Source organism: Psychrobium sp. 1_MG-2023 (assembly GCF_030689115.1).
Lineage (GTDB): Bacteria > Pseudomonadota > Gammaproteobacteria > Enterobacterales > Psychrobiaceae > Psychrobium.
This window is the reverse complement of record NZ_JAUYVJ010000018.1, coordinates 58,386-82,271: the sequence shown is the minus strand read 5'-3', so window position 1 is coordinate 82,271 and position 23,886 is coordinate 58,386. Positions and strand designations below refer to the sequence as shown.

At 41.1% G+C, this 23,886-nt stretch carries 19 protein-coding genes and 1 pseudogene; 12 read left to right on the top strand and 8 right to left on the bottom strand.

Translation table 11 applies throughout. From position 1 onward, the window contains the following. Positions 1-485 (bottom strand): annotated as a pseudogene (locus tag Q8W26_RS10900) (hypothetical protein); the annotation flags it as partial. A gap of 313 nt (positions 486-798) precedes the next feature. Here Q8W26_RS10900 and Q8W26_RS10895 point away from each other — a divergent pair. The 4 genes from Q8W26_RS10895 to yegD all read left to right on the top strand — a co-directional run bounded on the left by Q8W26_RS10895 (position 799) and on the right by yegD (position 6,308). After that, entirely contained in the window at positions 799-1,932 is a 1,134-nt protein-coding gene (locus Q8W26_RS10895) for a hypothetical protein (protein WP_305473353.1), read from the top strand. Beyond that, a complete protein-coding gene (locus Q8W26_RS10890) occupies positions 1,929-2,243 on the top strand; it encodes an EscU/YscU/HrcU family type III secretion system export apparatus switch protein (RefSeq protein ID WP_101214980.1) in 315 nt (104 codons plus the stop codon). Before Q8W26_RS10895 ends, Q8W26_RS10890 begins: the two co-directional genes overlap by 4 nt. Before the next feature lie 126 nt (positions 2,244-2,369). Further along, a complete protein-coding gene (locus Q8W26_RS10885; protein ID WP_101214979.1) occupies positions 2,370-4,859 on the top strand; it encodes a histidine kinase dimerization/phospho-acceptor domain-containing protein in 2,490 nt (829 codons plus the stop codon). A 90-nt stretch (positions 4,860-4,949) separates the two neighbouring features. Next, positions 4,950-6,308, top strand: a complete 1,359-nt coding sequence (gene yegD, locus Q8W26_RS10880) for a molecular chaperone (RefSeq protein ID WP_101214978.1) — start codon at positions 4,950-4,952, stop codon at positions 6,306-6,308. 109 nt (positions 6,309-6,417) lie between these two features. Here yegD and Q8W26_RS10875 read toward each other — a convergent pair whose 3' ends face one another. Next, positions 6,418-6,921: a hypothetical protein gene (locus Q8W26_RS10875; protein WP_101214977.1), complete on the bottom strand. Its 504-nt coding sequence runs from the start codon at positions 6,919-6,921 to the stop codon at positions 6,418-6,420. 148 nt (positions 6,922-7,069) lie between these two features. Here Q8W26_RS10875 and Q8W26_RS10870 point away from each other — a divergent pair, with 148 nt between their 5' ends. After that, entirely contained in the window at positions 7,070-7,783 is a 714-nt protein-coding gene (locus Q8W26_RS10870) for an SIMPL domain-containing protein (protein WP_101214976.1), read from the top strand. A 94-nt stretch (positions 7,784-7,877) separates the two neighbouring features. Here Q8W26_RS10870 and Q8W26_RS10865 read toward each other — a convergent pair whose 3' ends face one another. Then, the gene (locus tag Q8W26_RS10865) at positions 7,878-9,611 is read right to left on the bottom strand and encodes a cation:proton antiporter (protein ID WP_101214975.1); all 1,734 of its coding nucleotides are present in this window, start codon (positions 9,609-9,611) and stop codon (positions 7,878-7,880) included. A gap of 357 nt (positions 9,612-9,968) precedes the next feature. Between Q8W26_RS10865 and Q8W26_RS10860 the strand changes: the two genes are divergently transcribed. Further along, positions 9,969-11,036, top strand: coding sequence for a CNNM domain-containing protein (locus Q8W26_RS10860; protein WP_101214974.1), 1,068 nt, complete (start codon positions 9,969-9,971; stop codon positions 11,034-11,036). A gap of 19 nt (positions 11,037-11,055) precedes the next feature. Here Q8W26_RS10860 and Q8W26_RS10855 read toward each other — a convergent pair whose 3' ends face one another. Together Q8W26_RS10855 and Q8W26_RS10850 are read right to left on the bottom strand one after the other, a co-directional pair. Then, positions 11,056-12,003 carry a sensor histidine kinase gene (locus tag Q8W26_RS10855; RefSeq protein ID WP_101214973.1) on the bottom strand — a complete coding sequence of 316 codons (948 nt, stop codon included), beginning with the start codon at positions 12,001-12,003 and terminating at the stop codon, positions 11,056-11,058. After that, positions 12,004-12,552, bottom strand: a complete 549-nt coding sequence (locus tag Q8W26_RS10850; RefSeq protein ID WP_101214972.1) for a heme NO-binding domain-containing protein — start codon at positions 12,550-12,552, stop codon at positions 12,004-12,006. A gap of 177 nt (positions 12,553-12,729) precedes the next feature. Between Q8W26_RS10850 and Q8W26_RS10845 the strand changes: the two genes are divergently transcribed. The 3 genes from Q8W26_RS10845 (at position 12,730) to Q8W26_RS10835 (ending at position 15,743) form a co-directional block, all read left to right on the top strand. Further along, positions 12,730-13,659 carry an ABC transporter substrate-binding protein gene (locus tag Q8W26_RS10845; protein WP_153071515.1) on the top strand — a complete coding sequence of 310 codons (930 nt, stop codon included), beginning with the start codon at positions 12,730-12,732 and terminating at the stop codon, positions 13,657-13,659. A 68-nt stretch (positions 13,660-13,727) separates the two neighbouring features. Next, the gene (locus Q8W26_RS10840; RefSeq protein WP_101214971.1) at positions 13,728-14,531 is read left to right on the top strand and encodes a sterol desaturase family protein; all 804 of its coding nucleotides are present in this window, start codon (positions 13,728-13,730) and stop codon (positions 14,529-14,531) included. A gap of 114 nt (positions 14,532-14,645) precedes the next feature. Further along, positions 14,646-15,743 (top strand): c-type cytochrome, encoded by a 1,098-nt coding sequence (locus Q8W26_RS10835; RefSeq protein ID WP_101214970.1) that lies wholly within the window; start codon positions 14,646-14,648, stop codon positions 15,741-15,743. Between the two features lie 39 nt (positions 15,744-15,782). On the opposite strand, the gene norR is transcribed toward Q8W26_RS10835, so the two are convergent. Then, a complete protein-coding gene (norR, locus tag Q8W26_RS10830; RefSeq protein WP_101214969.1) occupies positions 15,783-17,366 on the bottom strand; it encodes a nitric oxide reductase transcriptional regulator NorR in 1,584 nt (527 codons plus the stop codon). A 183-nt stretch (positions 17,367-17,549) separates the two neighbouring features. Here norR and Q8W26_RS10825 point away from each other — a divergent pair, with 183 nt between their 5' ends. The 3 genes from Q8W26_RS10825 to hmpA are packed head-to-tail and all read left to right on the top strand — an operon-like array spanning position 17,550 to position 20,235. Continuing rightward, positions 17,550-17,822, top strand: a complete 273-nt coding sequence (locus Q8W26_RS10825) for a hypothetical protein (protein WP_101214968.1) — start codon at positions 17,550-17,552, stop codon at positions 17,820-17,822. Next, positions 17,823-19,025, top strand: coding sequence for an NnrS family protein (locus Q8W26_RS10820; protein WP_101214967.1), 1,203 nt, complete (start codon positions 17,823-17,825; stop codon positions 19,023-19,025). A gap of 22 nt (positions 19,026-19,047) precedes the next feature. After that, positions 19,048-20,235 carry an NO-inducible flavohemoprotein gene (gene hmpA / locus Q8W26_RS10815; RefSeq protein WP_101214966.1) on the top strand — a complete coding sequence of 396 codons (1,188 nt, stop codon included), beginning with the start codon at positions 19,048-19,050 and terminating at the stop codon, positions 20,233-20,235. A gap of 53 nt (positions 20,236-20,288) precedes the next feature. On the opposite strand, the gene Q8W26_RS10810 is transcribed toward hmpA, so the two are convergent. Continuing rightward, complete coding sequence (locus Q8W26_RS10810) at positions 20,289-21,491, bottom strand: serine hydrolase (RefSeq protein ID WP_101214965.1); 1,203 nt, start codon at positions 21,489-21,491, stop codon at positions 20,289-20,291. Between the two features lie 162 nt (positions 21,492-21,653). Then, positions 21,654-23,723: a M13 family metallopeptidase gene (locus Q8W26_RS10805; RefSeq protein WP_101214964.1), complete on the bottom strand. Its 2,070-nt coding sequence runs from the start codon at positions 23,721-23,723 to the stop codon at positions 21,654-21,656. Positions 23,724-23,886 lie beyond the last annotated feature (163 nt).

The following is a 23,886-nucleotide window of genomic DNA, read 5'->3' as shown; positions in this document are numbered from 1 at the left end:
GAGCCTTTAGCTAACAAAGAGCCCTCAGCCAACAAAGAGCCCTCAGTCAACAAAGAGCCTTTAGCTAACAAAGAGCCTTCAGCAAACAAAGAGCCCTCAGTCAACAAAGAGCCTTTAGCTAACAAAGAGCCCTCAGCCAACAAAGAGCCCTCAGTCAACAAAGAGCCTTTAGCTAACAAAGAGCCCTCAGCCAACAAAGAGCCCTCAGCCAACAAAGAGCCCTCTGCCAACAAAGAGCCCTCAGTCAACAAAGAGCCTTCAGCTAATAAAGAGCCCTCAGCAATCAAAGAGCCTTTAGCTAACAAAGAGCCCTCAGCAAACAAAGAGCCCTCAGCAAACAAAGAGCCCTCAGCAAACAAAGAGCCCTCAGCCAATAAAGAGCCTTCAGCTAATAAAGAGCCCTCAGCAAACAAAGAGCCTTTAACCAGCAAAGAGCCTTCAGCTAACAGAGAGCCTTTAGCTAATAAAGAGCCCTCAGCTAACAAAGAGCCCTCCGCTCATAGAGAACCAGTCAAAGACGTTTTTTCAAATAAAAATACACCACTTGAAAAAGAAGCTTTAACACTGCAAGAGCACAGCCGTCAAAAAGACGTAAACAAAACAATAATTGAGTCTAATACCTCACCACACAGCGCAACGAATAAAGAACAGCCAAGACTTGAAAAAAGCTCACCGCATCTTAACCAAGTAGCTGAGATAATAAAAAACACATCAACTAAAGCGGAGCAAGTTACCGAACGTTTAACAAATACAGTATCGATTACCGAGTCAAAATTAATACCAAGCAAAAATCCGCTAATGCCCGCTCTCTCAGAAGAGCCAAAGCAACAAGTCACTCAGCAAAGCTCGCAAGGTAATGCAAATCAAGGTACAGCACAGCCTCAATCACTGCCTCAATCTCTGTCTCAACAGAAGCTTACTCAACTTCTCAGCGCCATGACCAATGCCTTACAAAGTGAGCACACGCAAACTAAACAAACCCAGCCTAATCAGGCGAGTGAGCCGCAGTTACCTAAGCCAACGGTTGCGTCATCACCATTAGCAACCCCAGCAAACTTCAACTTATCAACACCCTCGGCAGAAAGTTCGTCGATAGAAGCACTAGCAAAAGCAGCAGTCAAAGCCGCAGAGCCAATCACTAAGCCTGATTTAGCCGCAATAGAACAAGTCAAACAACTTACACAACAGCTAGAGAAACGACTCCCAAACATCGAGCAATTAACCAACCCTCAAACGTTAGCCAGTACCATCGGGCAATTTATGCAGTTTGAGCCTCTTAGCAGCCAAAGTATTAACCTGTCACACCTTGGCCCCTTAGCCAGTGCATTACAGCTTATTCTTGGTGGTCGCCATGCTCAGCAAGGCCAAAGTCTCTCGCCAGAGCTCGCTAAACACCTGCAAAAAATATTAAAGAAAGGCAGCTCAAGCGCCTCGGCATCACAACTCGCCAGAGCTTTACAATTACTTGGCAGCTTGCCTCACTTAAAACCGCTTGAGGACACATTAACGTCATTGACGAGCAACATTCAGCTCTATCAATATCAATCACAAGATCAAAATACTAATAACCAACAACAATATTATTTTTCTTTACCAACGTCAGAGCAGCAAATTTCACAAGTTGAAGGCGAGTTAAGCCAAGCATCTAATACAAATGAACGTGGAGAAAAGCAATGGCGTCTCACGTTATTACTCCCTTTAGAACACCAAGAAAAAATTAAAGCCGTTGCAACCATACAAGGAACGTCAGTGGAAATAGAATTGACTTGTAGCAACCCAGAGCTCACTGATAGAGCTTCATTCTATTGCGACTTTTTAAGCGAGCGCTTAAAAACATTAGGCTTGCAAGCAAATAAAATATCATGTGAACAAGGTGATATACCTAAAACACTACTAAAACGTCCAAATCAGTTAGTCGAGGTCACCGCATGAGTGAAGCCCCCAATGATCCAAATAAACACGCTGTTGCGTTAAAGTATGACCAAAAAACAGCGCCAAAAGTCGTCGCTAAAGGGTATGGAGATCTAGCACAAGAACTCATTGATATTGCCAAAGAGAATGATGTGTTCGTTCATCAAGACAAAGAGCTTAGCCAATTTTTAAAGACATTAGATTTAGGTCAAGAGATACCAAAAGAGCTTTATATTGTTATTGCCGAGCTCATAGCTTTTACTTTTGTCATTCAAGGCAAGTTTCCGGAGAAATGGAAAAACATTCACAATAGAGTCGACATCAAAGGTTAACTAACAAGCGCCTTTTTCTTTAATAATGAGAGGTGATACAACCTGTTATCTAAGCTAAATTCCCCTCCATTTATCGTATTTATTACTATACTTGTAGAATATACGAACAATGGAAAATAAGCCTCGATGGAACTATTAAGTGTCAGTACCTTAGCAACCTCTACCGCACTACTTAGTGTGGTTTTATTTGCTATTATTTGGACTGTTTACAAGGATGCACCAGGTTCTTTTGAATGGTTACTCACCCTGACACTCTACGCCTGTGCTGTCCATTTGTTATCTAATGTTAACACCTCGCTCTCTTTGATATATATTGCCAACATAGCATTGGGCGCATCCTGTATCAGTTTTCTTCGAGGAGTCAATAAACTATACCGTAGGATTCAACCCTCATGGTGGTTCCCAGTAGCGATATTTATTCCATATTGTTCAGTTCTCTATATATATACATTTGAGTATCCTCAACTTGAAGCGCGTGTTATTACCGTTTCGAGCTTCATTTTACTGTGCTTTTCCAACGCGCTCTACAATGCCATAGTACCAGTAGAGCGCACCAAAACAGTGGGCAACATTTTAATTGTTTTAATGTGTCTAATCATTTGTATTGTAATGAGTTGGCGAATATTTGATAACCTTCTCATTTTTAAAGCAGGAGCAGAGTTAAAAACAGCGTTATTTACACTAAGCCTTGTTGGTCAAGCGACAACTTGGCTAATGATTTTCTACAGCATTGTCATGGTGTTTATCTTCACACTGCTTTGCGCTGAGTATAAATTAGCACAATCTCTACAAGAAAAAATAAATGCGACTCAAGAAACGGATGAGCAAAGCAACTTTATCGCTACATTAAGCCATCAATTAACACCACCACTACATTTAATATCATCAACAGCAAACCACATTCAGCACCGCTTATATGACGATAAAACTCAACAACAAACAAATACAATTATCAACGCCAGTGATTCATTACAGCAACTTATCTCGAGCGTATTACAATACTCTCACGTCATTAATAAAAAGACACCGCTCAATATGCACTTTACTGCACTAGAGGACTGGTTAAATGAAATCGTTAACTTATTTAGACCTATTGCAGAAAATAAAAACCTAAAGCTAGATTTAACGATTAAGGGAGATGTTGCACCAAGCTATTTATTAGATACCAATAAGCTCAAAGTTATTCTCGTTAATTTAATAAGTAACGCCATTAACGACACCGCTGACGGTTATATTCAATTAACCGTATCATGCCTTCCATTAAATAATAAATCTGGGCTACAAGAGATAGCTTTTGAACTATTAGACACTGCGATTAATAGCTCTCAACATGTAGAATCGATAGACGAAGCCACCGCCCCACACAAGGCAGCACAATCAGCGGAACAGTACTTGACAAACAGTAACCTTAATTTAGCCATTAGTAAGAAAATTATCAGCGCATTAAACAGCCAGCTCACAGTGACGAACAATGAAAACAAAGGAAATAAATTAACATTCTCTATCACGACCAGTATCGGAGAGAAAAGTAATAGTCAGACTCACTCAAATCACGCGTCAAAATCTAAGCCATTAAAAATACTCATTATTGAACAAATCAACAATGGGCTACTCGAGTTAATCGACACACTCAATCAAGACCACCACAATATCTCACTGGCAACTAAGTATCAACAAGCTACCGATTGCTTGCAAAAGCATACCTACGATGCTGTATTACTTGATATGAACCAACCAGCGTTAAACGCTTTAAATTTACACTATCAAACAATCAAAGGCGATGGGCTTAATAACCGCACCCCTTTTATTGCTCTCACCACCCTAGTCTCACCCGAAGCTATTGCCCACTACAGACATCAAGGGTTAATTAAATTGTTATCAAGACCCATTCAGACAAGCTTACTTAGACGAAGTCTCAAGGACGTCACTACCAATCACAACATTATCAAAGCCTATCATCAGGCAGCTGACAAACTTAGCGCTGTGGTAAAGGTAACCACATCAACTACCGACGCGATAGCGGATACAACCAAACAAAGTGAGACAGAATCAAAAGTTAACACGACCCCAAAAGTAACTTCGAAGATAGAGCCCACCCTTCACGAACAACAAGATTCAGAACTATTATCAGCGGAAGATTCGCCCTTACCTCAAGAATTTAACGATCTCATCGCAGACGCTAACTTGCAGCAGAGTCAAGATATTAAGAATAGATCAAGCAACGAAGAACAAGAACAAGAACAAGAACAAGAACAACAAGAGCATATTTTTAACCCATCGGCTCTCAATATGCTGGAAAAAAATAAGGGCGATCGAACCCTTCTCCAAGTTGTAGAAAAGACCATGAATGAAATACAGCAACTATTACCACAGATTCGAAAACAACTCGCAACAAGAGAGCTAGCCCTGGCAAAGGACACTCTATACCAATTCGCATTAGCAGCCGATAAACTTGGATTTAGTCGCCTAGCAGAAACGGCCTTAACCCTTGATATGGCAAACATCACTGGCACAGGGTCAACTGAATACAAAATTATAAAAGAGCAATTAAACCAGTCTCTCACCCAACTAAGCGCACGATTAAAAGAGAAAATAGCGACAACCAACACAAACTAACCAACTCTGAGCCAATATCGCATTCGTAGGATTGCACTCTAAATAGAAACTAAGTATTCTACGCGACCTTTTTCTATTTGGACTCATACTATGATTGGATTTGATTACGGCACTTCAAACTGCGCTGTCGCGGTAATGGAAGATAACAAGCCGCGTTTAATCTCACTAGCGAATCATGGCCGCTACATGCCATCATCACTTTATGCACCAAGTAGAGACATGATTGTGAATTGGCTCGAAAGCCAATTAGCAGGGGATGCCAAGCTTAATTTTATCAAAGAACGTCAACAGCAAATAACAAAAGGTCAAAGTGCCTTACGTGAATTGGCCTTCGATGGTATCGACACCAACTTAGATTTTGGCCAAGCGGCATTATCCCGCTATTTAGAGGATCCCGAGGAAGGCTATTACATTAAATCGCCAAAATCATTTCTTGGTGCAAGCGGTCTTCACCCACAACAAATTGCACTATTTGAAGATATTATTGCTTCAATGATGATCCACGTAAAACAAGCCACGGAATTAAGCTTGCAGCGCGAGGTAACACAAACTGTGATTGGTCGACCGATCAACTTTCAGGGCTTGCGTGGTGAAGAAAGTAACCAGCAAGCATTAACTATCTTAACAAATGCTGCAACCCGAGCGGGATTTAAAGACGTTGAATATCAATATGAGCCTGTTGCCGCAGGCTTTGAATTTGAAGCAACCTTAGCCAAAGAGAGCCGCGTTTTAGTCGTTGATATTGGTGGAGGTACTACTGATATTTCAATGCTTTTGATGGGACCACAACATGCGCAATCGGTCAATCGTGAACAAGACCTACTCGGTCATAGCGGTCAACGAATCGGCGGCAACGATTTAGATATTCAATTAACAATGCGTGGCCTAATGCCAAGTTTAGGGTTAGATACCCTTTCAACAAGCGGTAAACCTATGCCAACTAGCTTTCACTGGCAAGCCGCTTCAATCAATAATATTAACGATCAAACTGACTTTTATAGCCCAGCGAATGAACGCGCTTTAAAAGAGCTCATCAAGCAAGCTGCTGAGCCAGAACTTGTTACTCGACTATTACAAGTCCAGCAAGAGAAATTGAGTTATCAACTGGTTAACAGCGCCGAAAAGGCAAAGATCGCTTTAACCGACCATAGCCAGCATCAAGTTGACCTGAATTATTTGAGTAATGCGCTTTATGCTGATGTTTCTCGAGACACGTTACGCCTAGCCAACCGTCGCCACCTCGATAGTATCGGTAAACTAATCGACCAAACGATTGAGCAAGCTGGCTGCCAGCCTGATGTCATTTTCATTACAGGCGGTAGCGCAAAATCACCCGTATTACATGACTTCCTAGAGCAACACCTGCAAGGGGTTCCCGTTGCTACAGGCGATCACTTTGCCAGTGTAACCTCCGGCTTAAGCCGTTGGGCAGATAAAATATTTAAATAAGCCTCAGCTAAAAACAAGTGGCTGAATAAAACACAGCACCAAATAAAGCGCCCTAGTCAACATATAGGCTGACTAGGGCGTATGCTATTTCTAATTGAGCAACAGGTAACTATTTTAAGACTGTCGCTGCCACTTGGTCTAAATGCATTAACACTTCATCAATCTCGTGACTCATGTGTTTACGCTCTTTTTTGTTATCTGATAACGTTTTTGCCATGACCACAACCGTTGCAGGGTGCACTAATAAATCTTTGGCATGATAACACTCACCACTCGTTAGTGCGGGCAATTTACCATCTGCATGATAATCCGCCTCAATCGCTTCAAGGCTCAACGATTGCATACTCTCAGAAGCAGCAAGCACCGCATCTAAATAGACTTTGCACTGTGGTTTCTTATGAGCGAATGCTGGAAGTATGTCGTTAGCAATAGTCACTAGATTGGCAGCTGAATTACCAATTTCATCATAAGAACCAGACTTTATTAATTGGCTAGTATGTGTCGCAGCCGCTTTATACTCCTGCCACATAGTCATTTCTTTTGCTGTGACTTGGGCAGTTAAACCGATCGTTGAACAGCCGAATAACGCTGCTACTAAAAATAATTTTTTCATTGAGTGATACCCTAATCGAATAAAGGTAAATGATAACGATTATCATAAACAATTTCAAGAAGAGGTTTGAGTTCTTTATATTAAGCTAAACTTAAGTTTCTCCGTTTAATAATAACGAAAAATTCAATATCAACATTGAGAGTCATTTATGAAAAAGTACCTATTCCTACTCACTATTATCGGCCTATCATCATTCGCCCATGCAAATTCAGGTCTACCCGATAATCGACATGTTGCCGTTACGGGCCACGCTGAAATCAGTGCAAAGCCGGACATTGCAATCGTACACCTTCAAGTCGTTGGCAAACAAAAAACCAGTTTGCAAGCTAAGCAAGAAGTCGATGATAAAGTTAATAAGCTGCTCAAAGGGTTAGCTAAGTTTAATGTGGATAAGGAAAACGTGTCTGCTTCAAGTATTTCAACCCAGCCGCATTACACTTACCCTAGAAATCAAGAGCGCCAACTTTCGGGATATCAAGCAATACGAACATTAAAAGTATCCTTAACTGATTTAAATAAGTTAAATCAGCTCATGGACTTCGCATTAAGTGTGGAAATTAACGAAATCAGAAATATCGAACTAAAGTCATCTCAAGCAGATACACTGAAGCAACAAGCTTATATTTTGGCAGTGAAGAACGCAAAACAACAAGCAAGTGCCCTAGCTAGCGCTTTTGATTCGACCCTTGGTGGTGTATATAGCATTAATGTCGTTGCAGAGCATAGTCACTACCGCTTTGGTCAAAATAAAGCCGTTGAGCGCATCCAGTTTCAATCGAGCGACGCCGCACCAGGCCAATATTTAGAACAAAATATAAACTTCTCTGCTTCGGTTAATGCCGTATTTGATTTAACGCTCTAATGTTAATCACTTAAAGCGTTTTTATTCCACATAAATAAAGGTCAAAGGAGATGGCCTCAACTCAAACTCAATGAAAGTTTATGCCACAGAGGCTCTATTTGTCAGAGTCTCTGGGTTTTCTTCCCGACACTTTCTCCGCCGACGCACTAGTCGTTAGCTGTAAGTAAGGTTTTGCTGAAACTGACTTTAACGGAGACACATTAGATTGACCGCTCTTAGTCTCACTACTATGCATTTTTGTATGCTTGATTAATAACCGCGCCGTTTCATATTGAGCATGAACAAAGGAACTAATTTTGAGCCCCGCTAATGCGGTTTTCTCTTCTAAACTATTAACTTTTACGACAAGCCTAATCGCGGGATAAAAATCTAAAATTGCACCACAGATTATTTGCTTATTCTTGGTACTATTAACCGTTACTATCACTGCATCTGCGTGTACCACATTAAGGGATTCTAATACTTCCTCGTTATCCATATGGCCGAAATAGGCTTCATAACCTCGTTTTCTCGCCAACAACACATGCTGTAAATTGTCTGAGATCACAATGAAGCTTTCGCCTTTTTTCTCCAGTTCAGTAGCTACAATTCGACCTAAGATAGCAAAGCCACAAACAATAGTATGATTACGAGTTGTCACGGGATGGATATTATCCGCTTCAAAATATTCTACGACAAACAATGAGGCAATTTTATAAATTTTATTCACAATAAATGGTGTAATGAACATCGATAGTACGGTAACCAAAATAAGATAGTTGCCTAGCTCATCGCTAATTAGAAACTCATTAATAGCCAAGGTAAAGATAGCAAATGAAAACTCTCCGATTTGACATAGAGCAATGGCAGCTTTCAAAGAGTCACTTTTATTAGACTGTCTTCGAATAATGAAATAAATAATTAATGCTTTCATTAAAAAGACCACTGCGACCCCAAAAAAGATTAAATGGAAATCACTCACCAAGCTTGTAATATCTATCTTAGTACCAATAGAAAAGAAAAAAGCGCCTAACAGTAGGTCTTTATATGACGATATATCCTCTTCCACTTTCACATGAAACTTAGTTTCCGCGATAATCATGCCCGCAATAAAAGCCCCCAAGGAGTAAGTAAAGCCTAAGGAATGAGCAAGCAATGATGCACCAATCACGATGGTAAATACTGAGCCTAGAAATAGCTCATCCATCTTGGCATCCGTTGAGAAATGTAGCAGCCAGCCGATCACTTTTTTACCCAACGTAAACATAAAAATGATAATGATGACAGCATAAACGGCGGTTTTTAATACAACATCAACCAAGCCTAATTCATTATTGGATAGAAAACCTAACAACAGCAAAATCGGAATAACCGCTAAGTCTTGAAAAACTAAGATAGCCACCGACTTTTGCCCATAAGGAGTTACAATATCTTTCGAGCGTTTCAAATACGGCAGAACAATGGCGGTTGATGATAAGCTAAACGCTAATGCAATAATAATGGATGAAATAACATCAAGAGAAAAGACATAGAAAGACAATAAGAAGATACAAAAAGCACAGCCCACTAATTGCATAAAGCCATTAAAGAAAATTAGATCCTTCATCTTATGTAGCCGCGAAAAGGACATCTCTAAGCCAATAGTAAACATAAGAAAAACAATCCCAAATTCACCAATTAACTCAAGCGTATGTTGATTGTTCCCGCCATTAAACTCAAATAAATTACTAATCACCACACCGGTAATAATGTAACCAATAATGTGGGACACAGAGAATTTAGTTAAAATGATATTAAGCACGCTAGCAAGTGCTAATGAGATGGCCAAAATAACCAATATTGAATCCATAGCCCGTCCTTTCTCAGTGGATAAAAGACACCCCAGTTTAATGCAGCAATGAACACAGTAGGCAGATAACCTGCCAAGCGTTTACTCCGTTGAACTTTATCAATGCATCAGGCCGCCGTTAAAAACGACACAAACTGACTAAATATTATCACACAGTTACTGCTTAATTTTCAATCAACCTTACATTTTACTCTGCTATGTATCTTTAAATGAAGCAACAACTCGCTGACGACTCACTATCTAATCACTAAAAAGATTTAATGCATAACTAAACTCAATGATGGTTAATTCTCACTGTTTTCACGAAATTCAGATACAATGTAGCTATATACCTGTTAGCTGTTAACTGAGGATACAGTGGCTCTACTTATTACCTATATGTGCCTAGCGATTGGCATTTCATTCCTTTGTTCGATCATGGAGGCTGTACTACTTAGTATTACCCCAAGTTATGTGGCGAGTTTAAAAAAAGAAAAACCAACGTTAGCTCTTAGATTAGAGGGCTTAAGAGAGAAAGTCGATCAACCTTTAGCAGCTATCCTGACTTTAAACACTATAGCCCATACCGCAGGTGCAGCAGGCGTTGGTGCTCAAGCGGCTGCCGTATTTGGTGATGCAGCGATCGGCATCGCTTCTGCCATCATGACATTACTTGTTCTCGTCTTATCAGAAATCATTCCAAAGACTCTTGGCGCAAACTATTGGCGTTCACTTTGTAGCCCGGTTTCTGTCGCTTTAGTTTGGTTGGTTCGTGTTTTAAAACCATTTATTTGGCTGTCAGATTTAATCACAAAGTTATTCGCCCCAAAAACTGATGACAGCCATTTCATTCGTCAAGAAATTGAAGCAATGGCAGGCTTGGGCTTAGAGTCTGGAGTGTTACAACAAGAAGAAAGCTCAATCATCACAAGCTTACTTAAATTCAGGCAAATAAAACTCGAGCAAGTCATCACTCCACGTACTGTTATATTTAAAGTGCATAAAGATTTAACCGTTGAACAATATTTAAATCAACATGGCTCAATATCTTTCTCTCGCGTTCTAGTTTTCGATAAAGACAGTGATGATATTATTGGTTTTGTTCATAAAAATGACATCATGCTTGCTTACCACCGATTAGATGGTGACTACAAAATCAGCAAACTAGTGAAACCGCTTTATACCGTCCCTAGTAGCTTGCCAGTACCGCGCCTGTTTCAAAATTTGTTAGAGAAACGTGTTCAAATTGCACTGGTGATTAATGAGTATGGTGATGTCCAAGGTATTGTGACATTGGAAGATCTTATCGAAGCCTTAATGGGCATTGAGATTGTTGATGAAAGAGATCAGGCATTAGACATGCAGACTGTCGCGAAAGAAAAGTGGCGTTCTCGTGTCAACAATAACAAGAATCTGATACATGATGATGAAGAAAGTAACTCTTAATTCAACATCAATCAAAAGCTCATGCTGAACATATTTTAAGTAAGATGGTGAAGGTAGTACCTTCACCTTCAATACTAGTAACCTCAATTTTTCCACCATGGCTTCGAATTAGGCCATGTGACACAGACAACCCTAGGCCAGTGCCTTTACCAACGGGCTTAGTAGTGTAAAAGGGCTCAAATATCTTATCAAGAGAGTCACTAGCAATCCCACGCCCATCATCTTTAATTTGTATAGCAACCCAAGACTGATCATCTTTTTCTATTCGGCTAGTGGATATATCTAACTTTCCTTTGTTATCACACGCGTGCTTAGCGTTAATAAACATATTCATTAGCACTTGATGTATTTCACTGCTCTCACATAATACAGGTGGGATATGGCCATAATGGCATTCCACTTCCATGCCATACTTTAATTCATTCCAAACAACATCCAGAGACTCGCGAATGCAATCATTAATATTACACAGCTTTTTCTCGCTGATACTTTGATGTGTAACATTTTTTAAGCTAGCCACTATTTTCTTTATCCGCATTAACCCAACCAGCGTTGACTCAATAATTTCATTAGAGTCTTCATGGATAAAGTCAATGTCTTCCTCTTTCCTTAATGCTAAATACTGATTAACAAATTGTTCATTGCCAATCTTAGGAAGCTCAGTATGAACAAAGCTTTCTAGCTTCAGCAATGACTCACAATACTGTTCAAATGTACTCACATTGCTCAACGAAAAACCTAGTGGGTTATTTATTTCATGAGCAACGCCGGCGGCGACTTGACCTATAGACGCCATTTTTTCTGACTGTATCAGCTTTTTCTGAGTTGCTTTTAGATCAGCCAACGCCTCCTCAAGACTAACGACATTTTGATATAACTCCCTTGTTTTCTCATCCAATAAGAATTCGGCACGAAGCCTTGCTTGCCTCTCTCTTTCATAAGCGATTTTATAAGTATTTTCGGTCATTTAACCCTCCTTGAAAATCACTACTAATTCGCAATATTTTGCTCCTTTGTGCATGCAAATCGGGTGCTCAAGTTGGATTTTTTGCTTGAATTTGTTAGCAGCACCTTTAATCAGCCCGACACTAACATGGCATAACTTTCGTTTTGAAAAATATTGAAGAGTCAATTGGTCATCTCTATCTTCAATATATTTAAATTTAGGGAGATAAGCTTGAGGGTGTAATCGTTTCACTTCCACATGAATGACTGAGTCAATCGCAAGTAAGAAATCTCTTAAATTATCAATGTTAGATAAATCTGCTGGGCTATTTTTATACAATTTATCGAATAAGAACTCACCGAAACTTTCTAATAATTGCTCAATTGGTAAACCTGTTTTTTCAACAAGCAACACAACCATATTGATGAGTTCACTATCTTGATACTGTTCACCTGCAGTGTATATCCCTTGAGAAGGTGGCTTAGTTTCATCAATCAACTCATTCCATGACTCCATTCCCATTTGTTCAATAACCATATCTGAAAAAGCTGTGTATATAGATCCTTGCATATCACTCTCTCCAAAAAATTATTAATCTGCTCAGTTAAAAGCCATTACTCATCATTCAATCATAGAAAAAGCAAAGGGCGCAATAGCTTGCTATGATTTAATAACGAAGCATTAAAAAGGTCATTTCATTTGCGCTCTTGCTTTTTTGTCACTTTAATCATATTTCAAGTCTTTTTAATGAGCGCCCCCCAAGCTGAAGAAAAGCGTGTAGCTCTAATTCACAGTTATCACACAGACTTTTTGTGGGTAAAACAATATACTCAAGGATTAAAAGATACGTTAGTTGATGTCTCTTTACTTGAGTTTTCAATGGATACTAAACGCTTGCCTAAAGAGCTATTTCATCAAAGAGCGCAACTGGCTTATGACTTTGTCATTGAGCAAAATGCCGAACTTGTCGTACTCGCCGATGATAATGCTTTGAGGCTGCTAGGCAGCAGGCTTTTAAAACAACAAATTCCTATTGTCTTCTTAGGTATTAATGCAAACCCTCGTCGTTATGTCCCTTTAACCAACAATGTATCAGGGGTTTTAGAGCGGCCACTCATGAAACGTTCGATCGCAATGATTAAAGCTGTTATTCCACAAGTTCGCAAAGTAAAAATATTAATGAGTGATAGCGTTAGCTCTCGCGAAATAGTTAAAACTTCATTAGGTAATAGGTTGTCACACTCTATCGGTAACATTCAGGTCGATACGGTAATCTCATCAACATTCTCTCACTGGCAACAGAGCACCAAAGGCAGTCAAGAACAAGGGTATGATGCAATCATTCTTGCAACTTACGCCACTCTTAAAAATGAAGTTAATAACACGTTAACGGTTGATTATGTCACTAAATGGACCAGCAAAAATAGCCCGGTTCCGGTGTTTTCTTTCTGGTCTTTTTCTGTTGGCCAAGGCAAGGCAATCGGTGGGTTAACCATTAGTGGCCAAGAGCAAGGTGTGGAAGCTGCTAAAAAAGTCAACTTATTTTATGCTGGGAAACAGCGCCCTCCAATTACAACCCCTCATCGCGGAAGTTTTATATTCAGTCATGCAGAGCTAAGACGATGGCAACTATCACTCCCCCCTAGATTATTCAAAAAAGCCAAGTTCATCGAATAATTAGCAACATTTTAATCACCCGAAAATCTATGCTAATGTTGAGCTTATCATTATAGAAAAGGCCACTCATGTTCAATTGGATCCTCGACCATGAAAGTAGCATTAGATTAAGTATATTTGCTTTAGTTTTTCTCATGATTGCATTATGGGAGCTATTATCCCCCAAACGTTCGTTATCAATGGCTCGCTCAAAGCGATGGCTCACCAACCTAAGTTTGGTAATCGTTGACGGTCTCACTGTAAAAGTCATATTTCCCATCGCCGCTATGGGCGTAGCCATTCTTTGTCAGCAACAACAATGGGGACTTTTTCAGCAAATCGAGTTACCGATTTGGTCAGCGGCAATACTTTCATGGCTAATCTTAGACATGGTGATTTATTTTCAGCACAAACTATTTCATAGCGTGCCGATACTCTGGCGTTTGCATCAAGTGCACCATAGCGATATAGATATTGATGTTTCAACGGGTGTTCGCTTTCACCCATTTGAGATTATTATTTCGATGTTGATCAAGCTAATTACTATTTTCGCTCTGGGCGCCCCTTTAATCGCTGTTTTTATTTTTGAAGTATGCTTAAACGCTTTTGCCTTATTTAACCATGCTAATCTTCGCTTACCCCACCACATCGATCGAACCCTACGGCGATTAATTGTCACTCCAGATATGCACCGCGTCCACCATTCTGTTATTCCACGAGAATATAACAGTAATTTTGGGGCTACAATTTCGCTGTGGGATAGGCTATTTGGTAGTTATATAGCTCAGCCCATTAAAGGGCATGCAGAGATGAACATCGGTTTAAGCGCATATCGAAGTCCTCAATATAGTAAGTTGCACACATTACTTATTTTTCCTTTTAAAAGTAAATAGAGAACATTTTAATTAATTGTTACGGCATTTTTCTTCTATAGCGATGACCTTGCTAGTCAACTCTATAATCGGTAGGCTGGACTATTGATATTTACATGATTAACAAGGGATAACATGAAAAGTTTAGCCGCTATCTCATGCGTAGTATTATGTTTAGGCGTGGTATTATCAGCACCATTATTTGCAACTGACCGAGGCACCTTACCTCCTCCGAGAAAACTCACTAACGAACAAGCAAAAATTGCTGCTGCTAACTATCAAAAATATTGTGCGCTTTGTCATGGTAAGGATCGTGAAGGCCACGCTAACGATCACGCTCCATCATTACGCAGCAAGAGCTTAATGGAGTCTGGCGTTCCTCACGCAATATTAAGGCCGATGTCATACGGGCGCGTAGGCACAGCCATGGGCGGTTATCTCGATGAGGTAGGTGGACCAATGACCCTTGCTGAAACTTGGGATCTCACTTATTGGTTATTTGAACAAGCGGGGTATGACCGCTTAAGATTTTCAACTAAGCCTATCGTAGGAGAAATTAAGCATGGCCAATCGCTCTATCAAAAAAACTGTACTAATTGTCACGGAAAAGACGGGGAGGGAGTAACGGCTCCGGCACTTGGAAATCAATCAGCGCTTGCACATAACACCGATGAATTTATCAAACACGCAATCTTAAACGGCCGTCAGGATACACCAATGCAAGCATATAAAAATATTCTGAGCGAATCTGATATTAATGACATTACGGCCTTTTTACGCAGCAAAGCCAGTGGTTGGAAAGATGATAAACCCGTATTGAAAAAAATGCCGACACCGGAGCACTATATCATTAACCCACATGGGGGTGATCCTAATTTTAATTTGTCCCAAGGAATGTATGTTTCATCCAAAGATCTGAATCAAGCATTGTTAACGAATAAACGAATGGTATTACTTGATACTAGAGTTCCTTCAGTGTGGCAAACAGCTCATATAAAAGGCGCGATTCCTTTCCCCTATTATGCCGACCTTGACGAAACCGTTGCCGGCATTCCTAAAGATGTCCAAATTGTCGCTTATTGCTCTTGCCCACGAGCCGCTGCTGATTACACCATCAATAAACTAAGAGCCAAAGGCTACACTCGAACAGCTGTCTTATGGGAAGGCATTTTTGGTTGGATGAACCTAGGTTACCCAGTCACGCGAGGTGATATCAACGGCGTTGAACACTAGGTAATCCATTGGGCAGACAGTCTCTTGCTCTTTATTTGTTTAGCTAACTACCTTTTGTACCTGTATACCTAACCGCTTAGCTAAGCGGGTTAGGTTGGCCCGATCCACATTCAGACGCTTGGCAGCTGCACTCCAGTTGCCCTGCTCTTGTGCCAAGATCTTTTTAACAATTTTACGCTGAAACGCATTCACTTCTTCTCGTAAATCAATTGACTGCGCAGTTAAATCGGTTGCCAATTCACTTGTCACCACAGATTGTGTTGACGTCGCCGTCAGCGGCACTACAGCGTGTAACTGCTCACAATGACTTAACTCGATAGTCACAACTTGACTACGCGCACTGGCACTAGCCTTAAGCGCGGAGCGACTTAAAAAGTGCTCCAATTCACGTACATTACCCGGCCAATCATATTGTTGTAGAAAATCCAATACACTCGCTGCGACTTTCAGCTGGCTAATACCTAATTTACGTTTAAGCTTTTCGATAAAGAAGCCAACTAACAATTCAATATCGCCATGGCGCTCTCGTAGAGCCGGCACACTAACGGGATAAACGTTTAGTCGATGGAACAAATCACTACGAAAGTTACCCTGCTCTACCTCATTGGCCAAATCACGATTAGTGGCCGCAATCACCCTTACATCGACATGAATAACTTTATCTTGGCCAACCGCTTGAATCTCTTGACTTTGTAATGCCCGGAGTAATTTACTCTGCGCTGCTAATGGCAATTCGCCGACTTCATCTAAAAACAATGTACCACCATCAGCAACAACAAACTTACCAGCACGCTGACTATCAGCCCCCGTAAATGCGCCCTTAACATGCCCAAATAACTCACTTTCAATTAAGCTTTCAGGCAAAGCTGCACAGTTAACATAGATAATTGGCTGTTCACTACGATTAGATAATTGATGAATGCGCTGTGCTACTAACTCCTTACCCGTACCGCTATCACCTTGGATTAGCACGGAGTAATTTGATGGAGCCACTAGCCCAATCTCTCGCTTGAGCCGTTGCATTGTTGGGCTTTGCCCGATTAAGTCATCTTGCTTTTTCAATGGAGTCGATTGACTCAGTGCGGCCATAACTTGCTTTGAGTGATGCACATTTGCCTCTAATAACTCAATCGTTAATGCCGTATTTAAGCTCACTGCAGCCATCGCTGCAATCACATCTAAAGTGCGCTCAGGAATGTCATCAAAGATATTAGGAGTAAGGCTATCTAAGGTTAGCACGCCGATTAACTTATCATTGAAATATAAAGGAATGCCCATACAAGCATGAACAGGGAGATCACATTCACGGTCGATAAGTAAACCATCATAAGGATCGGGTAAATCACAACTAGCAGCAAAACGAACGGTCTTTTTTGACTGACAAATACGTTGAAACCTTGGATGCTCGTCAATGATGAAACGCCGTCCCAAAGTCTCCCTACTTAGCCCTTGTAAAGCAAGGGGCTGTAAATAATGATCTTTATAAGCTAATACGACCACCGCTTCACAAGTGATGGTCTTTCTTAACGTCGTTAACAAACAATCAAATCGGTCATCAGCCGTTAAACTCTGTGCTAGGTCTAATGACAATTCAATTAATGCTGTTGATGTAATTTGACTCAACGGACATCCCCACAAACAAAAACACCCATTGTAGTCATTTTGACAACGCAATCAATAGAGTCATTATGACTCAACAAAACAAAACAAACAACTAAACCGCTGAAAATTAACAATAAAAACTTTTGGCATCAATATTGATATAGCGATTAGTAGTATTAAGCAATTTTTAGATGGATAAACCTAATGCACGCACAATTTTTTATGCCTAGACAACCGTTGCTAGACGTCAGTCAAGTAAATTTTCAACGATGCATCCTTGTTGGTAACTGGACTATGTTGGTCTCACTACTCATCACAACGATCTGTTTATTGGTTACTTTTCAGTTTGAACAATCTTTTTCTCTTTCAGTTCAAGTTTTCGCGCACATTGCAACTATGTTGTTTGCCGCGAGTTTTAAGCTGGGGTATGTCATTCGTTGTATCGGCGCATATGGCTTAGGTTGTAAGGATTTTTAAATGAATATTTCAGAACCAATAACAACAAAGCAACCAGACTCAACGACTCATCCGCTCTGGCAACTGGCCTTTCGTTCATTTTTCTTAAGTGCAACGCTTGCGTCAGCCTTTAGCTTAATCATCTGGCTACTGCTACTCAACGGTTATTCTGTTTTTGGCAGCCAAGACAGTCAAATATTACCTGGAACTCTGTGGCACACCCACGAGATGCTCTTTGGCTTTGCAGCGACGGTTGCAGTAGGGTTTATTTTAACAGCCTCGCAAACATGGACTGGTAGACCTAGCCTCAGTGGTCGTCCAATTATCATCATGATGTTGCTATGGCTATCAGTCCGAGCGGGTTTATTCATCAACACAGAAAACAGTGTATCTATTGCGATTATTGCGCAATCTTTGTGGTGGCTGATTGCCATTGTCGGCTTTACCCACCAAGTTGTTAGTGCAAAAAATCGTCGTAATTACTTATTTGTTTTCCTACTAACAGCGCTAGCTCTGGCTAATCTCAGCATGTTAATCCTCGCCATGATCGAAGAGTTCAGTACAGCACTGCATTTAGCCAAATCTGCCGTACTTATGTTTACGCTCTTGATGGGGGTTGTTGGCGGCCGTGTTATTCCTTTTTTTACCGCCCGAGGAGCTAACACTCCACAAGCTGCCCCTCACACTGTGATCGAGCTTATGCTGTTGCCTGTTTCAGTGCTCGGTATAACCTTTTTCATCATGAGCGGCTTTGTCGCTTTACCGTTTACGCCAGCGCCATTAATGATCCTAGCAGGCCTTCTTCACTTGTTAAGAATGTCTCGCTGGTACAGCCTAAAAACTATTGCCGTCCCCCTGCTATGGTCGCTGCATCTGTCTTACTTGATGATGGCATTAGGGCTTATCGCGTTGGGTGTCAGCTATTTTAGCCACAGCCTGTCCTTTAGCAATGCACTGCACGTTATCACCTTAGGCGCCATTGCCAATATGATATTTGCCATGATGGGCCGCGTCTCTCTAGGTCATACCGGACGAGCATTAACCATCAAGCCAGCTATCACCGTGTTGTTTATTTTGATGGTCATCGCTGCTGTAGTCAGAGTACTACTTCCCCTCTTAGATTACTCATTACTTGCTTGGAATATCAGTGCGAGTTTATGGGTGATATCGAGTCTTATTTTTCTATTCGTGTACTGGCCAATTCTAACCAGCCCGCGACAATAACTACTAACTTTTGGAGTAAATTATGATTTCAACTCAAGAAATTAAACTAGTGCAAAGCACCATCCCTCAACTCGAAGAAGGTGGCAGCGCCGTCACAGATCATTTTTACCGACGTATGTTCAGCCATAATACCGAATTAAAAGATATTTTTAACATGAGCAATCAACATACTGGGCGACAAAAAGTAGCTTTATTTGAAGCGATTATTGCTTACGTTAAAAACCTTAATAACCTGTCTGTATTAAAGCCTGCCGTGGAGAGAATCGCACATAAACACACTAGTTTTAATATCGAACCTGAGCATTATGATATCGTTGGTCATCATCTTATTGAAACTTTGCGTGAACTGATCCCAGACTTATTCAGCCCTCAGGTTGAAGCGGCGTGGCTTAAAGCTTACGGTCTATTAGCTTCTTTATTCATAGACCGCGAAAGTGAACTGTATAAGGAACGCGCACAGCTTAAAGGAGGCTGGCACGGTAAGCGAGCTTTTACTGTCATTAGAAAGGTCAAGGAGTCTGAGCTCGTTACTAGCTTTATATTTGAGCCAAATGATTGCCAACCAGTGATGACGTTTGAGCCCGGCCAATACATCAGCATTGAGCTAACTCCAGACACATCCGAAAATATTGAGATTCGTCAATATTCGCTTTCCACAGCCCCTAATGGCGCAAGCTACCGAATTTCAGTGAAGCGCGAACAAGGTCAATTTGATGGTATCGTGTCTAATTATATTCACGATAATTTAGAAGTGGGTGATAGCGTGGATTTACGTCCACCGACCGGCGATTTCTTCTTTCAAGACAAACAATCTCCTGTGGTGTTAATCTCAGCGGGGGTTGGGGTTACTCCAATGCAAGCGATGTTAGAAACACTTGCCGCGAAAAAATATCAACAACCACTGACTTATATTCACGCTTGTGAGAATTCGGCGCAACACAGCTTTAACCAGCGTACCGCTGAGCTTTGTGAAATCAATCACTGGCAGCACCACACATGGTATAACGGAAAAGGTGTGCCAAACAGTGAACACATCCACCAAGGTTTAATCGACTTTAACGCAATCGAGCTCCCATTGACTGATGGTGACTTCTATTTGTGTGGCCCAGTGGGCTTTATGCAATTTGCCAACAATACGTTACAAGAATTAGGGGTAAACCCAGAGAGAATTCATTACGAGGTGTTTGGACCGCACGCAACACTATCATAAAAAAAGCGACTTTTAGATTAGTTGCGAGTTACCTATTGTTTACTAGAGTGTATTTAGCCCTTATTAACATCAATAAGGGCTAATTGCCCAGCCTGCCCCCAGAACTTGCTTGATATTTCACTGATAGCACTCGACTCGGCGTTTATTAACACCGCAAAGCCAAGGTCTAACGTGGGAGAGTAACCAATATCGGCACGAAAACCCGCAACCCAACCACCGTGATAAATAACCGGAAACTCTTTTAACTGATAAATTCGCCAACCATAACCATAATGAGCATCGGTTAGTAGGTCACGCCAATGGCGACGACGTAGATCTCGTTTTGTTTTAATTCGAGGCGTGGTTAATTCCGTGAGCAATTCAGGAGGCAGTACTGCTGGGTTATGGCCTAAGTTAGCCACCAGCCATTTTGCTAAATCAGTAATACTGGCGTTAACCCCTGCAGCAGGCGCAACCTTGTAATAGTCCGGTGACACCTTAACAGTTCGCCAGACATAGCGGTTAATTTTCCTGCCCTGACTGTCCCTTTTACCAGTATCGATTCGCTTGCGAAGAATATGCGGTTTTGCCGTATTATCTTGTGTTTTGTACACATCAATACCCACTGACGCGTTGGTCATTTTTAACGGTGAAAAGACTCGCTGTTGAAGAAGTTCCTCATAACTCTGCCCTTGACTCGCTTCAATCGCAGGCTCAAGAAAACCATAAGCAATATTCTGATAACCATAACACTTGGCCGGACGACAAATCGGATCGATATGCTTGAAGCGGCTGACAACCTTTTCCATACTCCAATTCTCATGAAGTAAATTATCATAAGCATTTCGCATTAGGCCGCTTGAGTGACTTAATAAATGCTTGAGCTGAATTTTATCAGCAGCACCTTGCTTAGCTAACGCAAACTTCGGTACATATTTGGTCACAGGATCAGATAAGTCTAAGCGCTGCTCTTGCGCCAGCATCGTGGTGAGCGTCGCAGCGAACGTTTTTGAGACAGACGCTAAACGAAAAACAGTCTCACTATTCACAGGGTGTGATTTCGCATTATCGGTATGACCAAAGGTCTCTAGCGCAACAATCTGATTATTTTTAACAATGACATAGGCACCGCCTGGGATATCGTATTCCTTAAGCTTTTTTTCAACGGATTTGGAAAAGGACTGTTTAAATTTTTCAACCTCACTACCATGAGCTGACTGAAAAACCAGTGAAGAAAAGATTAAACATAACGATGGTAAAAGCAGTCGACAAAACATAAGGCACATTCGATAAGCGAAAAACCAGTTCATCTTAACTGAAAGTTACAGTCGGGCAAAGTATATATTTATTAAAGGATTTGATATAAAAAACCAGTTAATATTGCTACTAACTGGTTTTCAATCTTATGTTAAACCAATATAAGTTTGGTTAGTTTGTGACTACCAAATACGCACACGCTCTTCAGGTGATAAATACAACTTATCGCCCGGTTTAACATCAAACGCTTTGTACCATGCATCATGGTTACGTGGTGCTTGAGCACGGAAACGACCCGGTGCATGTGTACCGCCGCGAAGCTGGCTTAGCATGCTTTTCTCAGTACGCTTTTCTTTCCAGACTTGCGCCCATGCTAAGAAGAAACGTTGATCACCAGTCACACCGTCAATCACAGGTGCTTCTTTGCCATTCAGGCTTAGCTTATATGCGTGGTAAGCCATCGCTAGACCGCCAACATCACCGATGTTTTCGCCTAAGCTGTTACGACCATTAACGAAGTTGTTCGGAATAGGTTCATATTTGCTATATTGCGCCGCTAACTGGTCCGCTTTAGCATCAAACGCTGCGCGATCCGCATCAGTCCACCAGTTGCGTTGAATACCGTTAGCATCAGATTTTGAACCTTGATCATCAAAGCCGTGGCCCATCTCGTGACCAATTACCGCACCAATGCCACCATAGTTAACCGCAGCGTCTGCATTTGGATCAAAGAATGGCGGTTGTAAGATCGCTGCTGGGAAGACAATCTCATTAAATGAGCTGTTGTAATACGCATTAACGCGCTGTGGTGTCATACCCCAACGGTTACGGTCTGTCTTCTTCAATTCTTTGCTAACACTTTGCTCGTGGAAGAACTGACGAATATTGTTAATATTTCCAACAAGATCATTGTTTGATAATGTTAAACCATCAAATTTTTGCCATACATCTGGGTAACCAATTTTAGGGGTAAATGCTGCAAGCTTGGCACGCGCATTAACTTTCGTTTCATCACCCATCCAATCGAGACCGTCGATACGTTGGCCTAGTGCAGTACGTAAGTTTTCAACTAACTCAGCCATTTGCTGCTTAGACGACTCTGGGAAGTAACGCTTAACGTACACTTTACCAATCGCCATGCCGAGTGATTGCGAACTAGACATTTGTGACACAGCACGCTTCCAACGCGGACGTTGTTCCTGCTGTCCTCTTAGCTCTTTGCCGTAAAAGGCAAAACTCTTCGCTGAAATTTCTTCAGTCAAAAAGCCAGCACTGTTGCTAATCGTATGGAAGGTTAAGTAATCTTGCCAAACGCTTAAACTTTCGTTATTCACCAACTCAATCATCGCCTTAATTGGCTCAGGTTGAGTAACATTTAATTGGTGAGGAACCTTATAGCCTGTTTCTGCAAAATAAATATCCCAATTAAAACCAGGGTATTGCTTAGCTAAATCGCTACGTTTGATTTGGTTTAAGGTTAAATCGCGGTTACGACGGTTTTCACGAGGCCAATGGCCTTGAGCAATTTTAGTTTCTAACGCTAAGATAGCCTGTGCACGCGTGGTTGTATTATCTAAACCAGCATACGCTAGCATTTCAGCGATATGAGCAACATAAGCGTCACGTGTTTTAGCAAAACGTTCACTATCAACAAGATAATAAGAACGATCCGGTAAACCTAAACCACCAGCAGCCACTGACATTTCATATTGATTAGGATCGATGCGGTTAAAGCCCATCCAACCGCCAATTGGTGTTGTCGCGCCAATCTGCCCAGCAGAACCAAATACTTGCGTTAATTGATCAGTATTTTCAATCGTAGCAATTTTATCAAGGGTTGCTTGAATCGGGCTGATGCCTAATTTATTAATGGTGTCGGTGTCCATGTATGACTTGTAAAAGTCAGCGACTAATTGCTCTTCTGCATTTAAGTCGCTACGGCTAACGATATCATCGATGATTTCTTTAACTTGCTTTTCACTACGCTCAGCAAGACCGGTGAATGCGCCAAAACGTGTTTTATCCGCTGGCATTTCGTAGTTGTCATACCATGTACCACTGGCGTACATAAAGAAGTCATCACCTGGTTTAACCGCTTCATTTCGAGCGCTTAAGTCAACACCAAAGCTACCTAGCTCAGCCTTTTTAGCAACGACTGTTGCTTGCTTCTCTTGTTGCTGTGTCAGTTCAGATGTACCACAGCCACCTAAAAAGGTTGCTGTAAGCGCAACCGCAATTAACGATTTTTTCATGAAAAATTCTCTATTTTATTAGCGTTTTGGTACACGATTAATCATTCGCTTACCTAGTGCTATAAGGAAAAATAAGTTACGCGGCTATACTCTAGAATTTGCGACGAAAGTCAACAACACACAAGCAGGGATGCGAGAAGAGTCACCAATAAAGTGTAATAAA

Excerpts from the sequence above, each read along its gene's own strand:
- Q8W26_RS10885 (WP_101214979.1), top strand. The coding sequence starts at position 2,370 with ATGGAACTATTAAGTGTCAGTACCTTAGCAACCTCTACCGCACTACTT.
- Q8W26_RS10820 (WP_101214967.1), top strand. The coding sequence starts at position 17,823 with ATGAATATTTCAGAACCAATAACAACAAAGCAACCAGACTCAACGACT.
- Q8W26_RS10810 (WP_101214965.1), bottom strand. The coding sequence starts at position 21,491 with ATGTTTTGTCGACTGCTTTTACCATCGTTATGTTTAATCTTTTCTTCA.
- Q8W26_RS10850 (WP_101214972.1), bottom strand. The coding sequence starts at position 12,552 with ATGCAAGGATCTATATACACAGCTTTTTCAGATATGGTTATTGAACAA.
- Q8W26_RS10825 (WP_101214968.1), top strand. The coding sequence starts at position 17,550 with ATGCACGCACAATTTTTTATGCCTAGACAACCGTTGCTAGACGTCAGT.
- Q8W26_RS10895 (WP_305473353.1), top strand. The coding sequence starts at position 799 with ATGCCCGCTCTCTCAGAAGAGCCAAAGCAACAAGTCACTCAGCAAAGC.
- Q8W26_RS10875 (WP_101214977.1), bottom strand. The coding sequence starts at position 6,921 with ATGAAAAAATTATTTTTAGTAGCAGCGTTATTCGGCTGTTCAACGATC.
- Q8W26_RS10805 (WP_101214964.1), bottom strand. The coding sequence starts at position 23,723 with ATGAAAAAATCGTTAATTGCGGTTGCGCTTACAGCAACCTTTTTAGGT.
- Q8W26_RS10845 (WP_153071515.1), top strand. The coding sequence starts at position 12,730 with ATGAGCGCCCCCCAAGCTGAAGAAAAGCGTGTAGCTCTAATTCACAGT.
- hmpA (WP_101214966.1), top strand. The coding sequence starts at position 19,048 with ATGATTTCAACTCAAGAAATTAAACTAGTGCAAAGCACCATCCCTCAA.
- Q8W26_RS10855 (WP_101214973.1), bottom strand. The coding sequence starts at position 12,003 with ATGACCGAAAATACTTATAAAATCGCTTATGAAAGAGAGAGGCAAGCA.
- Q8W26_RS10865 (WP_101214975.1), bottom strand. The coding sequence starts at position 9,611 with ATGGATTCAATATTGGTTATTTTGGCCATCTCATTAGCACTTGCTAGC.
- Q8W26_RS10835 (WP_101214970.1), top strand. The coding sequence starts at position 14,646 with ATGAAAAGTTTAGCCGCTATCTCATGCGTAGTATTATGTTTAGGCGTG.
- Q8W26_RS10840 (WP_101214971.1), top strand. The coding sequence starts at position 13,728 with ATGTTCAATTGGATCCTCGACCATGAAAGTAGCATTAGATTAAGTATA.
- yegD (WP_101214978.1), top strand. The coding sequence starts at position 4,950 with ATGATTGGATTTGATTACGGCACTTCAAACTGCGCTGTCGCGGTAATG.
- Q8W26_RS10870 (WP_101214976.1), top strand. The coding sequence starts at position 7,070 with ATGAAAAAGTACCTATTCCTACTCACTATTATCGGCCTATCATCATTC.
- Q8W26_RS10890 (WP_101214980.1), top strand. The coding sequence starts at position 1,929 with ATGAGTGAAGCCCCCAATGATCCAAATAAACACGCTGTTGCGTTAAAG.